Source organism: Candidatus Rickettsia kotlanii (assembly GCA_030295365.1).
Classification (GTDB): domain Bacteria; phylum Pseudomonadota; class Alphaproteobacteria; order Rickettsiales; family Rickettsiaceae; genus Rickettsia; species Rickettsia kotlanii.
Window position 1 is genome coordinate 1,131,445 of sequence record AP027062.1, and the last position, 20,999, is coordinate 1,152,443.

Genomic DNA, 20,999 nt, shown 5'->3' on the forward strand with positions numbered 1-20,999 from the left:
TTTTAGTTCTCTTTGCATCATAGGAAGTAAAATATAAATCAAAACAGGTAATAAAGCAAATTTAAGCAAAAGTGTAAAATTAAATAATATTGTTGAATTTTTTATTATAGGAAAAGTTTTATAAAAAAAGAATAACAGAATGAAACTAATAATTATATCTATAGTTTTTTGAGCATTATTTAAGATCAAATCAGTATTTAAAAATAAATATATACGATACCATAACCCAATAAAGTTCCTATTGGTAATAAAAGCAGTAAGGGAAAAGGACTGTCTTTCCATAAAAAGAAACATATACCTATCACAAAAGCCAATATATAATGATAAGATTTAGCACTATTTTCCCATCTACTTATTTGTGCTTACATAAAATTACTTCTATAAACCAAAACAATTAACACTCCAAAAATCATACCACCTATAATATCATATATACTATGTACTCCAAGATATAGGCGTGAAAGCATAATATTAATAATAATTGTGATAGATATTATTTTTAGGGAAACCAAATGATCCATCATTAATAGGTAACATATGTAATGTACTAGACAGACGAGGAATAGAAAAAACTTTTTTAATAATAACATTCAATAATGTTGCAAATGATATAAGCCAGCCTAAATCCAAAAATAATCTCTTTCTTGAATTTAGCCAGTAAGCAATCGCAATAATTGTAATGTAAAAATAATCACTAGCGGAAAAGGGAAATATTTTAAACCAGCTAGTTAACATTTCACTTCTAAAATTCAATATCCATTCAGGATTTATTTTAAATAACATCATTACATATAATATTTTTTAGAATAGTATAGACATAACCACATATGAGATAGACGGTCAATGATAGAATATATTTGTTAGGTATTGCAGTAAAAATTTATATTCTCTCTTGACACGCGACAGTCTATTAGTGCGTAATGCACTTAAGACACAAAAGGAACTATCAATAACGCATTATAATATTCAGTGAGAATATATTAATTATTACTTTTTTAGGTAAAAATTAAATTTAATCAAAATTTTTAAAAGGGGAAAATTATATTTAGCGATCTATTTAAATTTAAATACAATTTCTAATAACATATCACCTGAAAAAGTAGTAAATAATTCGACTACATATGCAGGAGTAAAAGCGTCTGAAGCAACATTTGAGTATTTTGCTAATGCTACAGCTCATTTTGCAAATGCTATAGAAGCTGCTGTAGGTTGTGCAACATCTGCTGGTACAGCAGCTGGTTACGGTTATAAAGTACTTGGTAGTGCTTTTATGGGTGCTTGTACTTATGAAGTAGTAGCCGGTAAAGTAATGACAGGACACGCTTTTGGATGGGCTATGCCTACATTTGTAAAAGCATCAATATCCAACAGCTGCATGGAAATTTTATGCTCATCCTACAGTTGATATAGGGATTGGCGCTGGAGCAGCTCTTGCATATTCGCCGAAGAATACATTTGAGTTATTAAAAAATACGACTTATACAGGAATAGAAGCAACAAAATTTGCTTATGAAAATACAGCAAGGATAGTAAACGGCATAGCCGGCTTAGCTCATCTTGTGTATGATAGCTTACCAAGCTACAGCGAAACTCCTCAAGTGGATCTCACCGGTAGCATAGAAATTTCATGGGTAGATGCTGTTGCATAAATCTCTAAAATAGCCAATAACTAAAAAAGCTGATTATGTCATCCCTACAAACCAGGGACGTTGTTGCATAAATCGGCACCATTCCCGCAAGACATTGGTGCGTGAATCAGTAAAATCCACTGTGTCATACCGTGATTTGACCACGGTATCCAAAAAAATAACTTAAAACACTGGTGGGCCCGTTGCTGCAGGAAGACATTGCCTGCATAGATCGACTCCACTATTATCACCCCGTAGCCTGTACCTGCTGGGTCCAGTTAAAAATACTAGTATTTTTTTATCATATTTATAGATCCCATGGTCAAGCCACGGGATGACAACAGGAAATCGATCCACACAGGCAATGCCCCACAGGAATGACATAGAATAAAAACTATCCGGTTACCTTACTGATGACATCTGTTATATTTTATAATAATAAAATTTTATTTCGTTGTTTTTAAATGCATCCTTTTTATTCCTAAAACCCTTTTTCAAAGAGCCACAGGAAAAATTAATATTACCGGCTTGAGCCGTGTCCGGTCCTTCATTTTTTATTTTCTCTATATCCTTACTACTTGGTATTACAACGGCAATATGCCCTGCTCTTTTTGGATTAGCATTTTTATATACGGATACAAAAAAATATCCTTGATTAGCAAATTTTTGTGCTTGAATAAAACTATCATCACGATTTCCTACTTTCATAACATGCCATCCGTTCTTGATTCCGTCTGTTTCAAGCCACTCAGCTTGCTTATTTGATAAAGTAGGTATAAATTCTTTATCGCTTTTAGGATGAGGAAGTAGAGACTGATTTGGAAGCCCTAAGGCTGCACTAACAGCATATGCAAAACAACTACAATGAGTCAAACGCTTTAACTTAGGAGAGTTATATTTTTCTGTTTCTCCTAATAAAGTTTCTCCCGACTTACAATTTATTGCATTACCTTTTTGCCACTTTTCCTCAACATTTAAAGAGTTAATTATCGCTAAATTTTTTTTAGCACTTTCCGATATATTGTCTGCTTGTGCAGTCATATTAATCCAAAGTAAGTAAATTATGATTAATTTTATTTCTCATATCAATTTATGAACCTCTTTTATATTTTATTATTCAGAGAAACATAAGAATACTCTATGTTTCTTGACAAATGCTATGCTTTTATATATGCTCCTTCGTATGTTAGCAACAAGAAATAAGGCTTAAAAATACTTCAAACTTAGCACCCGTAGCTCAATTGGATAGAGTATATGACTACGGATCATAAGGTTAGGGGTTCGACTCCTCTCGGGTGCGCCATTCTTCAATTTCTTTCACTTTTATGAATAAATCAAACGGCGGATGCAGAAAATCAAGTTTTTCAGGTTTAAGTGTTAGGTTAGCAAAAACTAAAGATGGTAGAAAAACGATGCGGGTAGCATTATATATGGCAACTGTTACGTCTGTAGGATATAATGCTGCAGTGAACCCTTTTTATAAAAGACTTGTAGAAAAAGGAAAAGCCAAAAAATTAGCTCTTATCTTGACTTCTTAAACACAATTACCTATGTAAAGGATAAAGAACTTATTTTGAGCGAGGTGGATTTAGCTTTACCAAGTGAGATTTAAGCAAAAAAGAAACACATTTATTCCTGGGAAATAAAGATTTTTCTTCTATATAGAGTTATCTCCCCGTTGAGATATTTCTTCTTGACTGATCGTTTAAAGCTTTCTGTTGTACCATGCTATTACCTTTAGTGCTTGCTCTCATGTTAACCATTCCTGTTGGAATGGCACTTCCAATATTTAAAGCTTTCTGTAGTATTTTTCTAGGTATGTGACTAAATTCTATATCATGTTTTTTACCGTTTTCTAAGTTTTTCTCTAAATTAACCAGATGACTAGAGCCTACACTTGCAATTACATTATATCCTGTACCACGAATCTCATTAATTACGCTCGTCATATTTTTATTGTCTTTAGCTATCTTATATATAAAGAGCATCTTATAATATAGGTGTATTTTCTAGTTCTGCAGGTCGTTTTATAGGAGTATCAGGATTTTTTTCATTATACTCTAATATAGTTGTTATTTTAATTACGTCTTTCATACCAAGATTTTCGCCATATTTGCTTATGTTCAGTAGCTATTACCGTATTTTTATTAATAGTACCTGCTTGAATTTCAGCGATTAGTGCTTTAGTGTTATTAGTATAATTAGTTAAATGATTATGTTCTGCTCTAATTTCTACTGAGCCTGTTTTTGCAGCTGCTTTTGTATCAATTGCTTTAAAAGCTATATTTGCCGTAATTACCGCTTCTCTATCAAACTTATTCAGTAACTCTTTATTATCATTTACAGCCGCTAAACGCTCGGTTCAATTATATTTTCCATTTATATTTAGCTCTTCTCGTAATAATAAATTAGTAAGGTTTTCTTTTCCGACGCGAGTAAGATTACTAAATTTTAAGTTTTTGACTAGATCAAAAAGTATGGGCATCACCTCATCAAAGTTGCTTACTTTAAGTTTTTTACTTAACTGCTGCTTAACACTGCTATTACCTCATCTTCGCTATCATTTAGCTTTAACTCTTCATTCTCACGGGCAATATGTTTGCGTTTATTTGTATTTGTGCTAGAATTTTTACGTGGCAACTCATTATCGGGAGGTAATATGTTCCTATTAAATATTAGTTCTTCTTCACTACTGCTACTAGATAATAAGTCTTGAGAAGCGCTAGAGCTTTTACTTTGCAACTCCTCAATACTGTTAGGTGTAGAGCGCATTTCACCACTTTCTACATCATCAGTAGGAACAGAGCTTGGGGAGTATCTTGAGGTGAGCTGCCAAGTGGTTGAAAGCGGAAAGAAGTAGGATTTAGGCTTTTTGAAGGGACCGCCATAATGTTATCATAAAAATTTATAGGTTTACAGATTATACTTAGTTCTTCGTTGCTGTTATTATCTTTTTCTAGGTTTTCATTTTTTTGCTGGAGGATTTGATTTTCTGCTTTTAAGTCATCTATCGTTTCATTAAATTCAGGTGGGGGTGTAGTTTGCATATCCTTATCACTACTATTAGAACTTAACTGATGACTAGAGTCTCCTGGAAAATTTATATCCTTATTTTGTGCGTTAAGATACGGATCCAGTGTTTCTTTATCACGATTCCTAGGACTCAAATGAGAAGATAAATTGAGAGGATTTACATGTGAAGTCGGCTGGGATACACTCATTGTATATTCTGCTATTATTTCTTAATCGTAATTAACATTCAGAACATTTGGTAGATTAACAACATCAGCTTTATAAGCAGCTTTTAAATTTATCTTAATTGCCTCAACATTCTTTTTTTCAATATGTGATGTTAGTTTTATCAGTGTTTTAATTTCATCAGGAGCTACAATATAACTTATGCCTTCTATAGGCTTAGTCTCTTTTGATTCATCATATGATATACCAAGAACTTTCTCTAATTTTTCTTTTACCAACTTTGCATTGCTTATAGGAGTAGATATTTGATATTTATAGCTATACTCACCTGATTTTTCTTTTATTCCCACAAGGTCCAAATATAATTTAGGCTTATTATTTATTATATTTAGTAGTCGAGAATGTACTATCTAATATTTCACAGTTCTCTATGCCTAATATTGTTTGAAGCATTTTAAGTTCTTCTTTATGGTAGTCAGAGATGTATTTCGTTAACTGTGATTCTATCTTCTGATCAAGTAACTGATTTATGTACCAATTACATATTTTTTAAAATTGATCATTTCTTGCTGCTTGTGCTTCAGTAAAAGGGCCAAAGCCCCAAGTTGTAAAATTTTCAATAAAATTTTTTATTTTTATTTTGATATATTATTTGGGCATTTTTTAAAGCATATATACCACAATTAACATCAACGCCCTTATTAGTTAAATGTCCTCCTGATTCTTTGGAGTTATTTACAATGGGTTTTACAGTTTGACCATTAGAATACATTTCTGCTGCTTTCTGAATATCTTTTGGACAATTACCTCCCATAGAAGCTTTATAAAGTAGTACCACTTTGATCATTTCGTCTTTTAAGATAGCAAAGCTTGTCCAATGTCCTATCCTCCCAGGTATATGATAAATTCCTATTATAGGCTTTTCTTTGGTTAATTTTGGAAATGACTCTTGTATATTTTTTATGTTTTCACTCTTCGTTTCATAATCTGGATCATTTTGATCTGGGGAAAAATTGCCAAATTAGTTTTTGTTTCATCTATTAATGCCGGAGCGATTGTTTTAATATCACGAGCCTCATAAAGATATTTAGTATCTGTTATAAGCATTCTCTTTGTCTTCTGCAGTAATACCGTTAGATTTACTATTTGCTCCTTTTCCTTTATTTAGCTGTTGTTTTTCTGAAATAGGAAGTTGAAGAAATTCTACCGACACATCAGGATATCTTAACAGCTCCTGGTATAACCCATCCGCTGAAAGATTTTTATGGTATTTTCTTGTGCATAAACAAGATCTGCTTTTGTTTTTTCAAAAGCTAAGTTTTGACTTTTAAGTTACTTCATCGTATTGTTTTTCAGCTTGTAATTTCCTCCAAGTGTAGTAAGGTACATTTGGTTGTATTATAGAAATGATAGGCTGTATTTGTGCTGCAGAAAAGGGAAAGTTATAAACTGTAGCAGCAATTATCTTTTGCCTAGGTTCATTTTTTGCTTCAGCTTCACTAGAAGAAGTGTCAGCAGTCAATTTCTTTTGTCTTTGTTTTTTCAAAGGTTCATTTTCTTTATCTTTGCTATGTTCTTTCTCCGGTTTATTTTAAGCGGGGCGTCCTTAATCTTTAATTCCCCCCTTTTCCTATATATCTTACTGCATTTAATTGATTATCATGATCTAGAAGTTGTGCTTTTATATACTGTATTATTCTCATTTCAGCATGAGCTTTATTGCTAAGTGGACCATCTAATACAATTTTATATGGTTGTTTTATAACCTCAATAATTGAAGGAGCAAATTTTTTACTTGCATCAATAGTATCAGGGTTTAATGCATCTTCTCATTTCATCAAATCTCTTCTAGCTCTAGCTACTGCCTTAACTACTTTTGGACTTACACTGGTTACATTACAGACTTTTTATTGAACCTCTTGATTATTATTCAGATATCTTTCTAGCTCTTGCAAAATGCGTGGTAATATATCCTTATGGTCACTATTATTTTTATAATAATATTGTGCAACACCTAGAAGTAGCGCTTTTCGTTGAGTAGATAGATTTTGTTGTTGTAGAAAATTTTTTTGCTCTTCTGTAGGTAAAGCTGTGTAAGTAGCATACATAATTAAAGAAATGAATTATCTACAGGATAATATCGATATTTCCAAAAAATTCGTTCAAACTAAAATAGCTTTTAACTATCCTATCGATCCTAAAACTCTAGAAGAAAGAATAGAGTTTATAAAATTTTCAACTAAAGAAAAATTACTGTTTTCTATCAAATTCAATACGAATAATAAGATATTCTTATAAAGAAAATGTATTAATTCCAAGTCTATCCTCATATTTAAAAATCACTAATAGTACTGCTACAATTGTTAAAGATAATAAACTAAAACCGGAACAGATAATTATAATTACCACAAATATACCGGTTTTGGGTGAGGAAATAAAAAAACATTTAGAATTATTTTTATTACCGCAGGATAAACTGGCTTTCTTAGGAGTTGCAGGCAAAAAACTATACATGGCAAAATCCGAAAGAAATAACCGATGATATTCTTAAATCGAGTAAAAAATAAATTTTGAGCTTTTATCTTCCATCCCAAAGTATTACTACTATGCATAGTTTTAAAGTAGATACGTTTGCCTCAAGAGCTTTACTTGTTAAAGTAAATCAAGGTGTTAAAACATCGGATAATTTAACACTCGGCTCAGATTATTTTCAAATCGTATAAATACCGGGTAACCCTAAAGAAGTTAAGCTAATGTCCAACGGTTCTATTCTTTCATTAGCCGGCGAAAGAAAGCTTCCCATATATTCACTTGACATAGATAAATTATATTTAGAAATCGATAAGATTAATCAGCAAAAAGTTAATCATTTAATCAGCCAAACAAATAGATATAATATTTTCCAAAATCCGACTTTTATAAATGAATATACCTTTAATGAGTATAATATTTCCGAGGTATTTCAAGAGGCAGTAATAGTTAACTCTCAAAATTTAAATTTACTTCATTATACCGATTTAGATTTCAGTAAATATTTTAATTTAGAAGAAGCAGGCAGCTATTCCAAGGGGTTATTTCTAGCAAAAGTTTATGCTAAAGACAATAATAACATTATATCTCAAGATAAAAGATTAATTTTAGTTACCGATCTTGGTTTTATAGTAAAAACCGATAGTAAAGGACATGCCGTTTTATCAAATATAAATGATTTTACAAAAGAAAAAACATATTAACTACTAAGGATGATTTTTCATTTATGCCGTATAGTAGAATTGATAGACAAGTTAATTATTCTCGGTTTGATGTAGCAGGAGCCATTAGTTCTGATCAAGGATTAAAAAAGCTTATTTATTTTCCGATCGTGGCATCAATACCACCCACAGAACTTGCTCACGCTACTAAAGATAACGTCTCTAAGGTAGTATCCTTCCTTGTATTGCTTTTAAAATCTCTTTAGTTCTAGTTGTATTTAATTTTTCAGGTTCAACTTTTTCTTGGTAAATTTTAGGTAATTGAGTATCCAAGAAATTTTTAAGTTCAGGACTATATCTATTCGAGTAGTAACTACTAACTCTGCTTGCTTCACATAATTAGCTTTAATATTTTCTAAAGTTTTTTTCTTTCTATCTAAACGCTTATCTTCTGTTACTTCTAAAGTTTCTCTTCCAACACTATAAGCAACGGCTAATAAAGAAAGTGCAGCAAGCCCAACCCCGATGGGAGCAGGATTAAGGACTAACGATACTGCAACGCCACCAATTCTAGCCGCATGTCTTACTGTTTTCTCTAGAACATTTGCTGCAGTTTCACCACTGGGTAGTGTCCTGATTTTATTTAATGCCTTATCGGCTAAACCGAAACTTGGGGAACCTTTTTCTTTAATTTTTGCACCTTGCTGAAGTGTGTTAACCTGATCATAAGCTTTTGCTACTTTTTTTCAACGTTAGAACTAACGATAACTTTACTGCCCTCCTGTACCAATTCGATTGCTACTCCAATTGTAACGATCCCGGCACGAGCAACTCTAACACCGTAAAGTGCCGTATCCTCTTGCAGCGTTCTTTTTCCTGCTGCATTATTCCTGCTTCAGGAGTATTCATAGATGATTTACTGCTTAAATTTTCTTTACTCATGCATATCTCATAAAATTATGCTCTATGTTATTTCATATTCTATGTCATTACCGCGGAAGCGGGAATCCATCTTTTAAAAAGTATAAACAAACAATGCTTTTATCGATTCTTGATTACTTGATTACTAGATTCCCACTTGCGCGGGGATGACATCAAGAACTAGCTAGAAATAATACAAAAAACACTCACCTCTGCCCCATCGCATAGCTAGTAATCAAGTTTTTTACAGGTTTAAAATTATTTATCACCTTAAATCCTATTTGTCTTAAACATCTTAAATTTTTGGAATAATTTGAAAAAATATTATTTAACTCATCAGTCAGCTTATACATAATAAAATTATCCTCTTGCCTTAGCTTTTGATATTCTTGTAATGTGCCATTATTACTAACGATCATACTCAAAATCTCTATATCCTTTATACCCTGATTAAGCCCTTGTCCGGCGAGCGGATGTACTGTGTGGGCAGTGTCGGCAATAAGCACTATACGGTTATGAAAATATCTATTTGCTATACGGGCTTTTAGTGGGAAACTATTAATCTCACTATTAATAGTAATTTTACCTAGGGAATTACCGGCATTTCTTTGAGTTAAAAATCTAACTTCTTCTACAGGCAAATTAACAATTAAAGCAGCCTGACCAGAAGAAGTTGACCATATTACGGATGAAGCATATTGATCTTTTAAAGGCAGCAAAGCAAAAGGACCAAGCGGCAGGAAATGCTCCATAGCACAATTTTCATGCGGCTTTTCATGCTTAATATTAAATGTAAGAGCAGTTTGATAAGATTTCTCAATTTCATTAGCAAAATAATGAGACCTCACTTTTGAATTTGCTCCGTCACATATAATTAATAAATTACACTTAATTTGTTTATCATCAAATTTTATAATCGAGTAGTCATTATGGCTTATAACCTCTTGATATTGATTATTATCAATTAATGTTATCAACGGATTATTAGTTATTTTTGACAATAGCATTTTTTTAAAGTTGCTATTCTTAACCACATATCCAAGTACAGCGTCAGCGTCATTTCGTAAGTCTAATATCTCTGAAGCCTTATTATCTACTACATATATGTCTTGCATTTCTGCTACAAACTTCTCAAGCTCTTCCCATATATCAATAGAGAATAAGAAATTTTTAGAATGTGGTGTTAAAGCAGTAGTTCTTATATCTTTAAAAAACTCTAGGCTTTTTACCGATTTACTCTCGAATATAGTAGTTTTTATACCCTTTTGGGCGAAAGAAAGCGCTGTTAACATGCCGCTCAGACCGCACCCTAAAATTACCGTATTAGACATCTCCCCAAACTCTACTTCTAGAGGTAATTTGGAAAGATGTCTATCAATCTGTTTTGTTTTCATTCGATTCATTTATGAAATATTTTAAATATCCGTTTGTTGCTATAAAGCTTAGAAGAAAATAAATAATTGCTATATCCAAATATGAACTATTGCCCGAGTATAAACCTAAACAACAAATAAATAAACTCGCTAAAGTCGTGAAGCTATTTAAAATTAATAAATTTGTAAAAATATCCGTTTTGCTGATAAATAGGTAGGTTATTAAGCAAATAAATAATGAAATAATAATTAAAAAGATGTTAAGCATAATTTTTAAAATCGGTTTTAGTGTTGGATACACAATCGTCGTCGTCATTACGAGGAAATTACGAAATAATTGACGAAGCAATCTCAGGAGTTTGTTATTATTTCATGAGATTGCTATGTTCCCTACAGTCGCTTGCAATAACGACTTGGATATCCTCCCCCCTCATTATATATAATCATTTATAACACTACAAACTGTAAATAAAATTAATTAAAATTCCTTAAATAATTTTAATATTATGTAATCTTAGCCAACCTTTGCATTATAAATAGCTATTGTGACAAAAATGTTATAAAAAAATGTTGCTTTCTTTTACATTCGGCATTAACGTATATATTTAGGTTCTTACGCACGATTTCTAATTGATTTACTATTTTACAATATTTTTTAGCGAAAATTAATAAGATTTTTGAAAGAATTAGTTATTCATATTTCAAAAAAAATCTTATAATTTGTAGCAAAAATGGCTAAAATTAAATCTTTTTAGAAATCGTGCGTAAGAACCTAGTATTAATATTTAAGGTAAATTATAATGTCACAACTAGATGTTTTAATAGTAGACGATGAAGAGAGTATACGAAATCTCATTGCTGCAAATTTGAAAGATGAAGGTTTTAACCCTAAGGTTGCCGCTAATAGTACTCAAGCCCTTAAAATACTTTCCGAAAAACCAGTCTCTGCAGTTATACTCGATATTTGGCTTCAAGGAAGTGAAATTGACGGGCTTGGGATTTTAGAGATAATTAAAAAACGCTATCCTTTAATGCCGGTAATAATTATTAGCGGTCACGGTACTATAGAAACAGCAGTAAATGCTATAAAAATGGGTGCTTACGATTATATAGAAAAACCGTTTAATAATGATAAATTAGTTATTTTACTTACAAGAGCTTGTGAAGTAACAAAGTTAAAACGCGAAAATATAGATTTAAAATCAAAGGTTATAGATAAAACTGAATTAGTAGGCAGATGTGCGGTAACTTTAAAATATAAAATGGCAATAGAAAAGGCAGCTAGCTCTAGCAGTCGTATAATGATTCACGGTAAAGTCGGTAGCGGTAAGGAACTTGCAGCAAGATTAATTCATAAACAATCTAAAAGGGTTAATAATCCGTTCATTATTTTTAGCCCTACCTGTATGACTACGGAAAAAATCAATCAAGAATTATTCGGCGAATCGGAAAAGCAGGCAAACAATAATAAACGCCCTACTATCTTAGAATTTGCCAATAACGGTACTTTATATATAGATGAGGTCAGTAATATTCCTATTCCTATCCAAGTAAAATTATTAAAATTCCTTAAAGATCAAACTATTACAAAACCTTGCGGAAAAAATATTAAAATTGATATAAAAATCATCACTGGTACTTCTAAAAATATCCAAGATGAAGTTAATAATGGCAAATTCCTAGAAGATCTATATTACCGCCTTAATGTATCCTCTATAAAAGTACCTTCATTATATGAAAGAAAAGAAGATATACCGCTACTTGTTAAGTATTTTGTTAAGCAACTTTCAAAATTTTCAGGTTTAAAAGAACGTAGCTTTGCCGATGAAACTATCGCTGCTCTTCAATCCTATGAATGGCCGGGCAATATTAGACAATTACGTAACGTTGTTGAATGGACTTTAATTATGAATCCGTTAATTACAGGTAATAATGAAATTATCAAACCTTATATGATACCTTCTGAAATATTAGCACATAGTGCTAATCTTAAAAAACTTGAAGATAGCTTTGATATGTTATCTATGCCGCTTAGAGAAGCTAGAGAAGTTTTTGAGCGTCAATATCTATCGGCACAAATGAGTCGTTTTAATAATAATATTTCAAAAACATCCTCATTTGTCGGTATGGAAAGGTCGGCTTTGCATCGTAAATTAAAATTATTAAACTTACATATACCTCCTACAAATAGAATAAATAAAGAAGAATATGAGGAAGCAAATACTTAAAGTCATATCAATAATTACAATTTATTTGTTATTAAGCAGCTGCTCCGAATCTACTCGTGATGCGAACGGATTACTTACGGATAGCCAAAGCACGGTAATTCAGAATTATATAATATCGCAAAATTCTAAAAACCTTAAAGTGAACCTTAAAAAGAAGTTTGGTTCAAATTTAAAAGGAGTAAAATTAATAGGAGTACAGCTAACACATGAAGATTTATCAGGAATAGATTTGACTTCCTGCGAAATATTACGTGCTGATTTTGCAGGTAGCAATTTAGAAAAAGCAATATTTACAAATGCTATAATTCAAGAAAGTAATTTTGCAGATTCGGTAATAAAAAATATTTCTGGATATAATTCTGACTTTCAAGGTTCAATTTTTCACAATATAACATTACAAAATACAAATTTTGTTCAATCAAATTTTAGTGATACTGCTTTTAATAAAACTACTATAAGAAATGTCAACTTTGAAAATTCTAAATTGAGTCATGTATTATGGAGCAATAATACTATCGACAGTGTTAATTTTCAAAAAGCTAACCTAAAGAATAATAGCTTTAAAAATACTAATATAACAAATTCAATATTTTACGGTACAGATTTAGAAAAAAGTATAATAAATAATACCAATTTTACTAATAATTATTTTGAATCTAGCGACCTAAGTCAAACTAAATTAACAGCAGTAATAATTAAGGATTCTAACTTCACACAAAGTATTTTTAATGAAGTAAATTTTAATAACGTACAAAGTAATAACTCTTTCTTTTCATACGCTTCCTTTCAAGATTCAACATTACAAAATATTATCCTTACTAAATGTGATTTACAAAATAGTACAATTAGTAGTTCAGTTTTAAATCATTTTAAAATCGATAATGCTATATTAAATAATATGAGTCTAAATGATAATAAATTTAATAATTTATCAATAAAAAATAGTCATGCTAATTTTGTAAGGATTAATAAAACTAAAGGCTCAAATATTACTTTAGATAATATTAGCTGTACTAATAATACTTTTAGCAATAATGATTTTAAACAATTTATAGTGATTAATACTGACTTAAACAGTAGTGAAATAATAAACTCAAATATAACTAACGGACAATTTAATAATATAAATTTCTCTAAATCTTTAATACAAAACGTAAATTTTTCAGATGTTAAAATTATTTTAGGCAATTTAAACCAAGTAGCTCTAATAAATTCCAATCTAACAAATACTGCGGTTATTAACTCCGTCCTTTCTAATTCGCAAATAAATAATATTAACTACCAAGCGTATTCCGGTTTTATTAATACTAATGTTTCTAATAATATTATTTTTAATAGTGATAATTCGAACAAAATTCTACCAAATAATATAGTAATAAATTCGGTAAAAGATTTGCAAAAAATAACTCACTTAGCAAATATGAATTTAACAAATTTTGACTTGAGCAACTTAATATTTGATAGAGTAGATTTTTCAAATAGTATCTTTAAAAATGCTAACCTAACAAATACGGTAATAAAAAATTCTATTTTAAAAGAGGCTAATTTTTCTGCAGCAATACTTACTAAAACAGATTTTTCAAACTCAATACTAACAGATAGTATATTTAAATTAGCTAAAATTGATCAGGTGGGTTTTAATAACTCCGACCTAACAAATGCCGATTTTACCGAAGCATCAATTAAAGATACTTCGTTTGATAAAGCTAAGACAAGTGAAATGAAAGGAGTAGAATAATCTTTAAATATCTTGGTCCTTATACAAACATTCAGTATGTCATCCCCACGGAAGCGGGGATCCAGTAGAATATATAAAAAATTTTTTATATGCTTATTTTGTTAAGGGTATAATTTTGTCCAATATTAAGGGTTCTTTTTCTAGATACATGCTTTCGCAGGAATGACATAGCATTTACCTTTGGTTGCTCTTGGGAGACCTTGCTTTATTAGCAGGAGTATTAGACGGTGTAAATGAATTATTATTTATAAAAGTAGTAGGACTTTGCTGCTTCATTCTATTAATCATTTGTTGTTTAAGATTATTTATCTTTTGTTTTCCAGCTATCCTTATAGACTTAGTAATTTTGACAGTTTCTACAAATATTTCCTTAGGAGTTTGTAGCTGATCAATTCGCTCATAATGTTTTTTAAGAAACTCTTCTTTTATCTTTGGCTTTATTCCTTTCAAATCAGCATATGTTCTATATAACTTCTTTAATTTTATTTGTTGCTTGGCAGATTTGTGCGGAAGTGATTTAATCGAATTAACAAGACTACTACCTATGTCTTTTATAATATTAACTGCAGGCGAAGCTATTTTCTTTATTCCTTCATAAATTTTACCTAACCCACTAGCAATAACATCTAATAGTTTAGGCGCATATTCTTTAGATATAGGAGGTATATCCCTAATAATATCTCTCGCTTCAGTTAGATTATTAGCTAAATGGAGTAATGCTTTTTTCTCCTCTAACTCGGTAGAGCAATTAGCATATGAACTAGCTATATCTGCCTGAGAATCTATAGTATCGGTAATTATTGATTTAGTATCATTAAAAGAAAGATCTATAAGTGTCTTTTTTTGCATTATAGGGCTGTCTTCTCTCAATTTATCTAGCCTATCACGTATTGCTTGGTCTTTTTGATCACTAAGGCTTTTACTTTTTTGTTCTAGTTTAAGCTCAGATTGTAGCTGCTCAATTAGATCGTCTACCTCATTATTGGATTTTTTTGTGGGGATATAAGGTCTATCTTGGAGCTTTGCAAACCTTTCTTCTAATTCTTCAAGTGATGGAGGAGTACCTTTAAGTTTTGCTAGTCTTTCTTCTAATTCTTTTATTATTTGGTCGTCCTGCTTTTTCTTAGACATATATACCTCTATAATAATCCTAGGTTTTGTAAAAGAAAATTAATAAGATTTTTGTAGTTATTCCTATTTCAAAAAAATCTTATGATTTACAACAAAAAATAGATTAATTTAATTTTCCGCACGCAAAGCCTAGTTATTAATAACACAAACTACTAACTAAAATAAAGTATTTTTTATAATATGAGTTAAGATATAATTATATAAAGCTAGCATTGGATCAGTTTTGCCATTGTCACCTAGTTCCTTGATCACGGGATCTAGTTAAAAATACTAATATTATTAGTATTTTAAGTTGTTTTCTGGATACCACACAATTCAGCTAATTCTGCACGTGCCTTATTTTCTCATATAACTTTAAACATTTGTCTTTTTAACATTCCCTAACTTCATCAGTAGTGTAAGTTTTAAAACCAGGGGCATTAAGTTCTTTGCAAAGCAATTTTAGCATCTTCTGAATCTTCTTATATTTCCTGTAGATAATATCCAATTGCTTTACGTACTAATATACCCTTTTGATCTGTCTAAGTTTTTTGCTGACTATGCTAAACTATTATTTAGTTCGTCCAGAATAGTTAAATTCAGTCTTGCCATCCTGTGACCTATCTTTAATTAATAACACATTACGACACCATAATAGCACAAACTACAAACTGAAAAAAGCTATAAATATTTATCCAACACGTCCGACATAATTTTACGAGCTACAGGGGCGGCGACTTTACTACCGCCTCCGCCATGATCAATAAAGACGGTAACGGAATAACTAGGATCGTGATAAGGAGCGAAGCCTAAGAACAAGGCATGATTACGCCTCTCCCAAACAATAGATTTACGGCTTAAATCATCTTTAGCATTTAGTTTACCTTGTACCTGCGAAGTACCGGTTTTACCAGCGAGCTGCCTATTTTTGCCTAAAATTCTATTATAATACGCCGTACCTCCCACAACATTAACGGTATTATACAAACTTTTTTGGATTATTGTGATATTTTTGGGCTTAATATTGACATTATAAAATTCCGGATCATTTTTTAATATTCTAGGCGTATACAGTTTACCGTTACTTGCAATAGCCGTAATAAACCTTGCAAGCTGCATCGGTGTTACCCCTAGAAACCCCTGTCCTATTGCTAAATTAAAACTATCTCCTATTGACCAAGGAAGCTTTAATTTTTTCTTTTTCCACTCTTTTGACGGTACAAACCCACTACTTTCAGGAGCTAAATCAATACCAGTTTTTGAGCCGAGGCCAAATTCTTTTGCAACTTCAAGAATTTTATCCGGACCTACTATTCTTGCTAATTCATACATATAAATATTACAAGAATGCTTTAAAGCAGACATCATATCTAACGTTCCGTGTCCGCTATGATTCCAACATCTAAAGCTATTAGTACCAAGAGCAGAGCTACCATCGCAAAAAACGGTTTTATTAGGATTAATGCCTACTTCAAGGGCGGCAAGTACGGTAATTATTTTAAAAACCGAGCCTGGAGGATAAGAATTTTGTATTACCTTATTAATTAAAGGCTTATAAGGATCACTCGTTAAACTTTGCCAATAATTTTCCGATAATTTACTAAAATGATTTGATTCAAAACCTGGGGTGGAAGCACAAATTAGTACATTTCCAGTTTTAGTATCCATAACTATTGCCGAAGAACCTTTAGGATTTAAATATTGCTGGATATTTTGCTGAAGAGACGCATCGATATTTAAATGCATATCTTCACCCGATTTAGTAGGGGTTCCTGCTATTTCTCTTACCTGCTTACCGTAAGCGTTTACTTCAACTTTTTTATAACCAAATGCTCCTCGTAGTTTGTTATCGTAATATTTTTCAATACCGGATTTACCGATATTAAAATCGCTTAGACTATGTATATTTAATTCCTGCTTCTCTTGCTCATTTATTTGACCAAGATAACCAATTAAATGAGAAGTAATGCTTGAAAAAGGATAAAACCTTAAATAACCTATATCAATAAATATTGAAGCGAGTTTATGCTTTTGTTCTTCAATCATTGATACTTGCTGCCAATCAAGTTGATCAAATATTATTAAAGGAGTGTGACGACTAGATTTTTTAATTTTTCGCTCAATATAATTATATTTTTCCGGAGATAAATTTAGAATATTACTAATTATTTCTAATTCATCCCTATAATTATTATTAATGCTCCTATCTATTACTAGCTGATAGCATGGTTTATTAGTAGCTAAAATATTGCCGTCTACATCGTAAATTCTTCCTCTAGTCGGTGGAAGTACAACGAAATTAATACGATTCTTATCCGATAAAGTCTTATACTCTTCGCTTTTAATAAGCTGTAAATAAAACATTCTTATTCCAAGCAACGATAAAAATCCGAGTTTACCTAATCCGATTACAAAGGCTCTTCGTGAAATTAACTCACCATGTAGTATTTTCTTATTTAGCATACTTTTTAAAGTAATTCATAGGAGAGTCAAGTATAAGACGAATTATATTATAAGAAAATATAGTTGTTAAAAATTGAAAGAAAATTATTAAATATTCATCTGCTTCTAACTTCTTGATCGTTATTAGTAAATATTTAAAATTCAATATAAATAAACAATAAACGCAAAAAATAATGAAATTTATTAAATAGTTTTTAGCTACAAAATATTTTGAAGATAACTTATAAATCGTATATGCTGATAAAAAAACTAGCGAATTTGTACCGATAGGTATACCACTCATTTGATCTATAAATAGACCGAGAAAAAATATGCTAAAAATATTTAAGGAATATAATGACATAAAATAATAAATAAATATCATTTCCATTGCCGGAAAGATTCTGCTATGAATATTTATTTTATAACTCACTAGCGGAAATAATATTATAAAAAAACATAGCAAAGCAAACAGCAATTTTAATATTATTTGTAAGCTATTTTTATATATTTCTTGTTTTATCTTCAACATAAATAGTTTTTTGTTATATAGTTTTGTACTGTGTCATACCGTGACTTGATCGGCAATTAGGTTGTGTCATACCGTGACTTGATCGGCAATTAGGTTGTGTCATACCGTGACTTGATCGGCAATTAGGTTGTGTCATACCGTGACTTGATCGGCAATTAGGTTGTGTCATTCCAAGACTTGATTGCGGAATATATAAACAACATTTTGTGTGGTCATTTTTACTGGCCCCCGTGGTCAAGCCACGGGGTGACAATAAAAAAATCGAAGTCACCCAACGACCATATCAACCATATACAAAATATAAATTAATTTTCTATTTTGTACAGTTTTAAAAAATGAATATGGATTCTACAATAACTTACAACAACTAGGGTTAGGTCTTGTATCATTACCGCTAAGCTCTAATTCTTCTTGTGCCTCGGAACTTGTGGATATAAGTAGTTATTTTAATATAATATTATTTAGATCACAAGACTTAAGCCGTGGGATAGGTATACTAGGTTTATCTGTTATATTTTTATTTTTTGACATAAAGACCTCCTTTTTAGCTTATAAATACGTCATTACTAGAAAATTTAGGCTTTTTGTTGCACAGATCGTTTTATGTCATTCCCGTATAGGCAGGGATGACATCAAGTAGGTTTTACCGATCTACGCAACAATGCCTGCTCGCAATGACACAATCTATAATTATTAAATAATATTTTAACTTTCTTCCTCACTTTGTTCTATCGGTTCTAAACCATATAAAGATATCATACGTTCAAATACTCTACCGGCAGTAGGGGCAGCCGTCCAGCTTGCGGTTGCAAAGCCAAAGCTTTCTTTAGTCGGTTTTGGCTCATCAAATCTAATAAAAATAATATATTGCGGGTTAGATGCAGGCAGCATACCTAAAAACGATGACGCTCTACTATTTTTTAGATATTTCTTTTTCCCCCCTGCCCCTTGTGAAAGTTTTTCTGCCGTACCGGTCTTACCGCCGATAAGATAGCCTTTGACCTCTGCTCTTTTACCGTTACCTTCTTTTACTACCGCTCTAAATAATTTCTTCATTTGGGTAGAGGTATTTTCACTAAAAACTTTTGTACCTATTACTTTTTCATCCTTTCTTTTTAATAAAGTAAGATCATATAAAGTACCGCCATTAACAACCGGTAACATTGCTCTAACAAAATGCAAAGGGCTAATCGAAATGCCGTAGCCATACGACATAGTAACACTCGTTAACTCATTCCATCTTTTCTCAGAAGGAAATAACGGAGTACCTCGTTCAGGTAATTCTATTTGTAACTGATCTAATAGACCTAATTTCTTTAGGTATTTTTTAAAATTGCTTTTACCGATTTCAAGCATAATTTGACTTGTGCCAATATTTGAAGAATATAGAAAAATCTCAGGTACACTATGCCATCCTTGCCTTGGCGTATAATCCTTAAGCTGGAATCCTCCTACTTTCATATAGCTTATATCATAAGCATCATTCATATTTATTGCACCGGTATCAAAGCCGACTGCCATAGTTAATGCCTTAAACACCGAACCCATTTCATAAATGCCAAGACTTGCTATATTAAACAGCTCTTCCGGTTTGGCTAAACTCGGATAATGCGGATCGAAATCAGGCTTATTTACTAATGCTAAAATCTCGCCATTATTTGGATCAGCAATAATGCCTACTGCTCCTATGGCTTTAAATTGCTTTAAAGTTTTATCAATCTCCTCACTTAAAATACTTTGTAATCTGATATCAATAGATAATTGAAGTGGTTCTTTCCGATTCTTTGGTTCGTTTAATTCATAATCAGAATTAGTTAAATACTTATCATACGCGAGCTCTAAGCCACTAAGCCCTACCAAGTCTCTACCTACATAACCGACAACATGCGACAATAAATTAGAAAAGGTATAAATTCGTTTTTGCTCTTCTTCAAATTCAAAACCAAGTAACCCAAGGCTAGTTATCTTTTCTTGCTGACTAGGTAGTAAATCCCTTTTTACCCATATAAAGCTTTTATTTGACTTAAGTTCTGCAAGTAATTTATCTTTATTAATATCAGGTAGAATTTCTGCTAGCTTTTTTATGGAAGTTTCAGGATCAAGTACTATTTGTGGATTAGCAAATAATGAGGCAGAAGGTAGGTTCACTGCTAATAAATTACCGTTTCGATCAACTATTTCTTTTCTAAATTGACGATTTTTTTTAAAGGAATTAATATTTTTATCGTAAACATTCGTAGCAACGATTATCAATCTGTAAGATAAAGTACAAAAAAGAAAAGCAAAGCCACAAATAACCATTAATAATCGGATTTTTGTATTTTTACTACAAACATTCCAAATTGTTAGACTTTTAATTGTAGGTTTCCATTTTTCCAAAATTTGTTTCATATGTCATTTATGGTGTTTCAAACACTAATATTTCCGCAATCCTTATGTCATTCCCGCGGAAGCAGGAATCCAGTATTTTAAAACCTTTTCAAAACTTGATTTGAAAAATCAAAAATCTTTGAAATCAAGATTTTTTGAAAAGCTCAATTTATCTCGCTTTACTCTAGATTCCCGCCTACGCGGGAATGACATCGAACGCTTTTTCCAAGCTATGCAACAATCCTACCTTCAAAAAGCAAGGAATCCA

The 20,999-nt window shown here is 31.3% G+C and carries 21 protein-coding genes, 1 tRNA gene and 3 pseudogenes; 7 read left to right on the plus strand and 18 right to left on the minus strand.

Annotation, left to right across the window (positions count from 1 at the left end; all coding sequences use genetic code 11):
* Positions 1-362: 362 nt before the first annotated feature.
* Together QUD19_RS06240 and QUD19_RS06245 are read right to left on the minus strand one after the other, a co-directional pair.
* Positions 363-524 carry a phosphatase PAP2 family protein gene (locus QUD19_RS06240; protein ID WP_498808024.1) on the minus strand — a complete coding sequence of 54 codons (162 nt, stop codon included), beginning with the start codon at positions 522-524 and terminating at the stop codon, positions 363-365.
* Positions 472-786 (minus strand): hypothetical protein, encoded by a 315-nt coding sequence (locus tag QUD19_RS06245; protein WP_498808716.1) that lies wholly within the window; start codon positions 784-786, stop codon positions 472-474. The genes QUD19_RS06240 and QUD19_RS06245 overlap by 53 nt, the downstream gene beginning before the upstream one ends.
* Positions 787-1,336: 550 nt before the next feature.
* On the opposite strand from QUD19_RS06245, the pseudogene QUD19_RS06250 reads away from it, so the two are divergent.
* Positions 1,337-1,649: pseudogene (locus QUD19_RS06250) on the plus strand (hypothetical protein).
* A 402-nt stretch (positions 1,650-2,051) separates the two neighbouring features.
* On the opposite strand, the gene QUD19_RS06255 reads toward QUD19_RS06250, so the two are convergent.
* The gene (locus tag QUD19_RS06255; protein ID WP_498808025.1) at positions 2,052-2,669 is read right to left on the minus strand and encodes a hypothetical protein; all 618 of its coding nucleotides are present in this window, start codon (positions 2,667-2,669) and stop codon (positions 2,052-2,054) included.
* Between the two features lie 185 nt (positions 2,670-2,854).
* Here QUD19_RS06255 and QUD19_RS06260 point away from each other — a divergent pair.
* A tRNA-Arg gene (locus tag QUD19_RS06260) sits at positions 2,855-2,931 on the plus strand.
* A gap of 22 nt (positions 2,932-2,953) precedes the next feature.
* Positions 2,954-3,166: a hypothetical protein gene (locus tag QUD19_RS06265; protein WP_498808027.1), complete on the plus strand. Its 213-nt coding sequence runs from the start codon at positions 2,954-2,956 to the stop codon at positions 3,164-3,166.
* 129 nt (positions 3,167-3,295) lie between these two features.
* Here QUD19_RS06265 and QUD19_RS06270 read toward each other — a convergent pair whose 3' ends face one another.
* The 8 genes and pseudogenes from QUD19_RS06270 to QUD19_RS06305 all read right to left on the minus strand — a co-directional run bounded on the left by QUD19_RS06270 (position 3,296) and on the right by QUD19_RS06305 (position 6,934).
* Positions 3,296-3,577: a hypothetical protein gene (locus QUD19_RS06270; RefSeq protein ID WP_498808028.1), complete on the minus strand. Its 282-nt coding sequence runs from the start codon at positions 3,575-3,577 to the stop codon at positions 3,296-3,298.
* A 571-nt stretch (positions 3,578-4,148) separates the two neighbouring features.
* Positions 4,149-4,400, minus strand: a complete 252-nt coding sequence (locus QUD19_RS06275) for a hypothetical protein (protein ID WP_498808030.1) — start codon at positions 4,398-4,400, stop codon at positions 4,149-4,151.
* Positions 4,401-4,411: 11 nt separating this feature from the next.
* Positions 4,412-4,849: a coiled-coil domain-containing protein gene (locus tag QUD19_RS06280; protein ID WP_498808032.1), complete on the minus strand. Its 438-nt coding sequence runs from the start codon at positions 4,847-4,849 to the stop codon at positions 4,412-4,414.
* 21 nt (positions 4,850-4,870) lie between these two features.
* Positions 4,871-5,176, minus strand: a complete 306-nt coding sequence (locus QUD19_RS06285) for a hypothetical protein (protein ID WP_498808034.1) — start codon at positions 5,174-5,176, stop codon at positions 4,871-4,873.
* Between the two features lie 266 nt (positions 5,177-5,442).
* Positions 5,443-5,673, minus strand: coding sequence for a hypothetical protein (locus QUD19_RS06290; protein WP_498808036.1), 231 nt, complete (start codon positions 5,671-5,673; stop codon positions 5,443-5,445).
* A gap of 240 nt (positions 5,674-5,913) precedes the next feature.
* The gene (locus tag QUD19_RS06295; protein ID WP_498808037.1) at positions 5,914-6,039 is read right to left on the minus strand and encodes a hypothetical protein; all 126 of its coding nucleotides are present in this window, start codon (positions 6,037-6,039) and stop codon (positions 5,914-5,916) included.
* A 240-nt stretch (positions 6,040-6,279) separates the two neighbouring features.
* Positions 6,280-6,469: pseudogene (locus QUD19_RS06300) on the minus strand (hypothetical protein); the annotation flags it as partial.
* A gap of 264 nt (positions 6,470-6,733) precedes the next feature.
* Complete coding sequence (locus tag QUD19_RS06305) at positions 6,734-6,934, minus strand: hypothetical protein (protein ID WP_498808039.1); 201 nt, start codon at positions 6,932-6,934, stop codon at positions 6,734-6,736.
* Here QUD19_RS06305 and QUD19_RS06310 point away from each other — a divergent pair.
* Together QUD19_RS06310 and QUD19_RS06315 are read left to right on the plus strand one after the other, a co-directional pair.
* Positions 6,933-8,195, plus strand: a pseudogene (locus QUD19_RS06310) (alpha-2-macroglobulin family protein); the annotation flags it as partial. The gene QUD19_RS06305 and the pseudogene QUD19_RS06310 sit on opposite strands and share 2 nt — an antisense overlap.
* 347 nt (positions 8,196-8,542) lie before the next feature.
* Complete coding sequence (locus tag QUD19_RS06315; protein WP_498808041.1) at positions 8,543-8,725, plus strand: hypothetical protein; 183 nt, start codon at positions 8,543-8,545, stop codon at positions 8,723-8,725.
* Between the two features lie 90 nt (positions 8,726-8,815).
* On the opposite strand, the gene QUD19_RS06320 is transcribed toward QUD19_RS06315, so the two are convergent.
* The 3 genes from QUD19_RS06320 to QUD19_RS06330 all read right to left on the minus strand — a co-directional run bounded on the left by QUD19_RS06320 (position 8,816) and on the right by QUD19_RS06330 (position 10,579).
* Complete coding sequence (locus tag QUD19_RS06320) at positions 8,816-8,959, minus strand: hypothetical protein (protein ID WP_498808042.1); 144 nt, start codon at positions 8,957-8,959, stop codon at positions 8,816-8,818.
* 185 nt (positions 8,960-9,144) lie between these two features.
* Positions 9,145-10,332 (minus strand): 2-octaprenyl-6-methoxyphenyl hydroxylase, encoded by a 1,188-nt coding sequence (gene ubiH / locus QUD19_RS06325; RefSeq protein ID WP_498808044.1) that lies wholly within the window; start codon positions 10,330-10,332, stop codon positions 9,145-9,147.
* Positions 10,313-10,579: a monovalent cation/H+ antiporter complex subunit F gene (locus tag QUD19_RS06330; protein ID WP_014392375.1), complete on the minus strand. Its 267-nt coding sequence runs from the start codon at positions 10,577-10,579 to the stop codon at positions 10,313-10,315. Before QUD19_RS06330 ends, ubiH begins: the two co-directional genes overlap by 20 nt.
* Positions 10,580-11,111: 532 nt before the next feature.
* On the opposite strand from QUD19_RS06330, the gene QUD19_RS06335 reads away from it, so the two are divergent.
* Both QUD19_RS06335 and QUD19_RS06340 read left to right on the plus strand, forming a co-directional pair.
* A complete protein-coding gene (locus tag QUD19_RS06335) occupies positions 11,112-12,539 on the plus strand; it encodes a sigma-54-dependent transcriptional regulator (protein WP_498808046.1) in 1,428 nt (475 codons plus the stop codon).
* Positions 12,532-14,277, plus strand: coding sequence for a pentapeptide repeat-containing protein (locus QUD19_RS06340; protein WP_498808705.1), 1,746 nt, complete (start codon positions 12,532-12,534; stop codon positions 14,275-14,277). The genes QUD19_RS06335 and QUD19_RS06340 overlap by 8 nt, the downstream gene beginning before the upstream one ends.
* Positions 14,278-14,451: 174 nt before the next feature.
* On the opposite strand, the gene QUD19_RS06345 is transcribed toward QUD19_RS06340, so the two are convergent.
* From QUD19_RS06345 to QUD19_RS06360, 4 genes are all read right to left on the minus strand, one after another.
* Positions 14,452-15,408 (minus strand): hypothetical protein, encoded by a 957-nt coding sequence (locus QUD19_RS06345; protein WP_498808047.1) that lies wholly within the window; start codon positions 15,406-15,408, stop codon positions 14,452-14,454.
* A 660-nt stretch (positions 15,409-16,068) separates the two neighbouring features.
* Positions 16,069-17,850, minus strand: a complete 1,782-nt coding sequence (gene mrdA / locus QUD19_RS06350; protein WP_498808048.1) for a penicillin-binding protein 2 — start codon at positions 17,848-17,850, stop codon at positions 16,069-16,071.
* On the minus strand, positions 17,840-18,361 hold the full coding sequence (locus QUD19_RS06355) for a hypothetical protein (protein WP_498808049.1): 522 nt from the start codon (positions 18,359-18,361) through the stop codon (positions 17,840-17,842). The genes mrdA and QUD19_RS06355 overlap by 11 nt, the downstream gene beginning before the upstream one ends.
* A gap of 705 nt (positions 18,362-19,066) precedes the next feature.
* A complete protein-coding gene (locus QUD19_RS06360) occupies positions 19,067-20,752 on the minus strand; it encodes a peptidoglycan D,D-transpeptidase FtsI family protein (protein ID WP_498808050.1) in 1,686 nt (561 codons plus the stop codon).
* Positions 20,753-20,999: the final 247 nt, after the last annotated feature.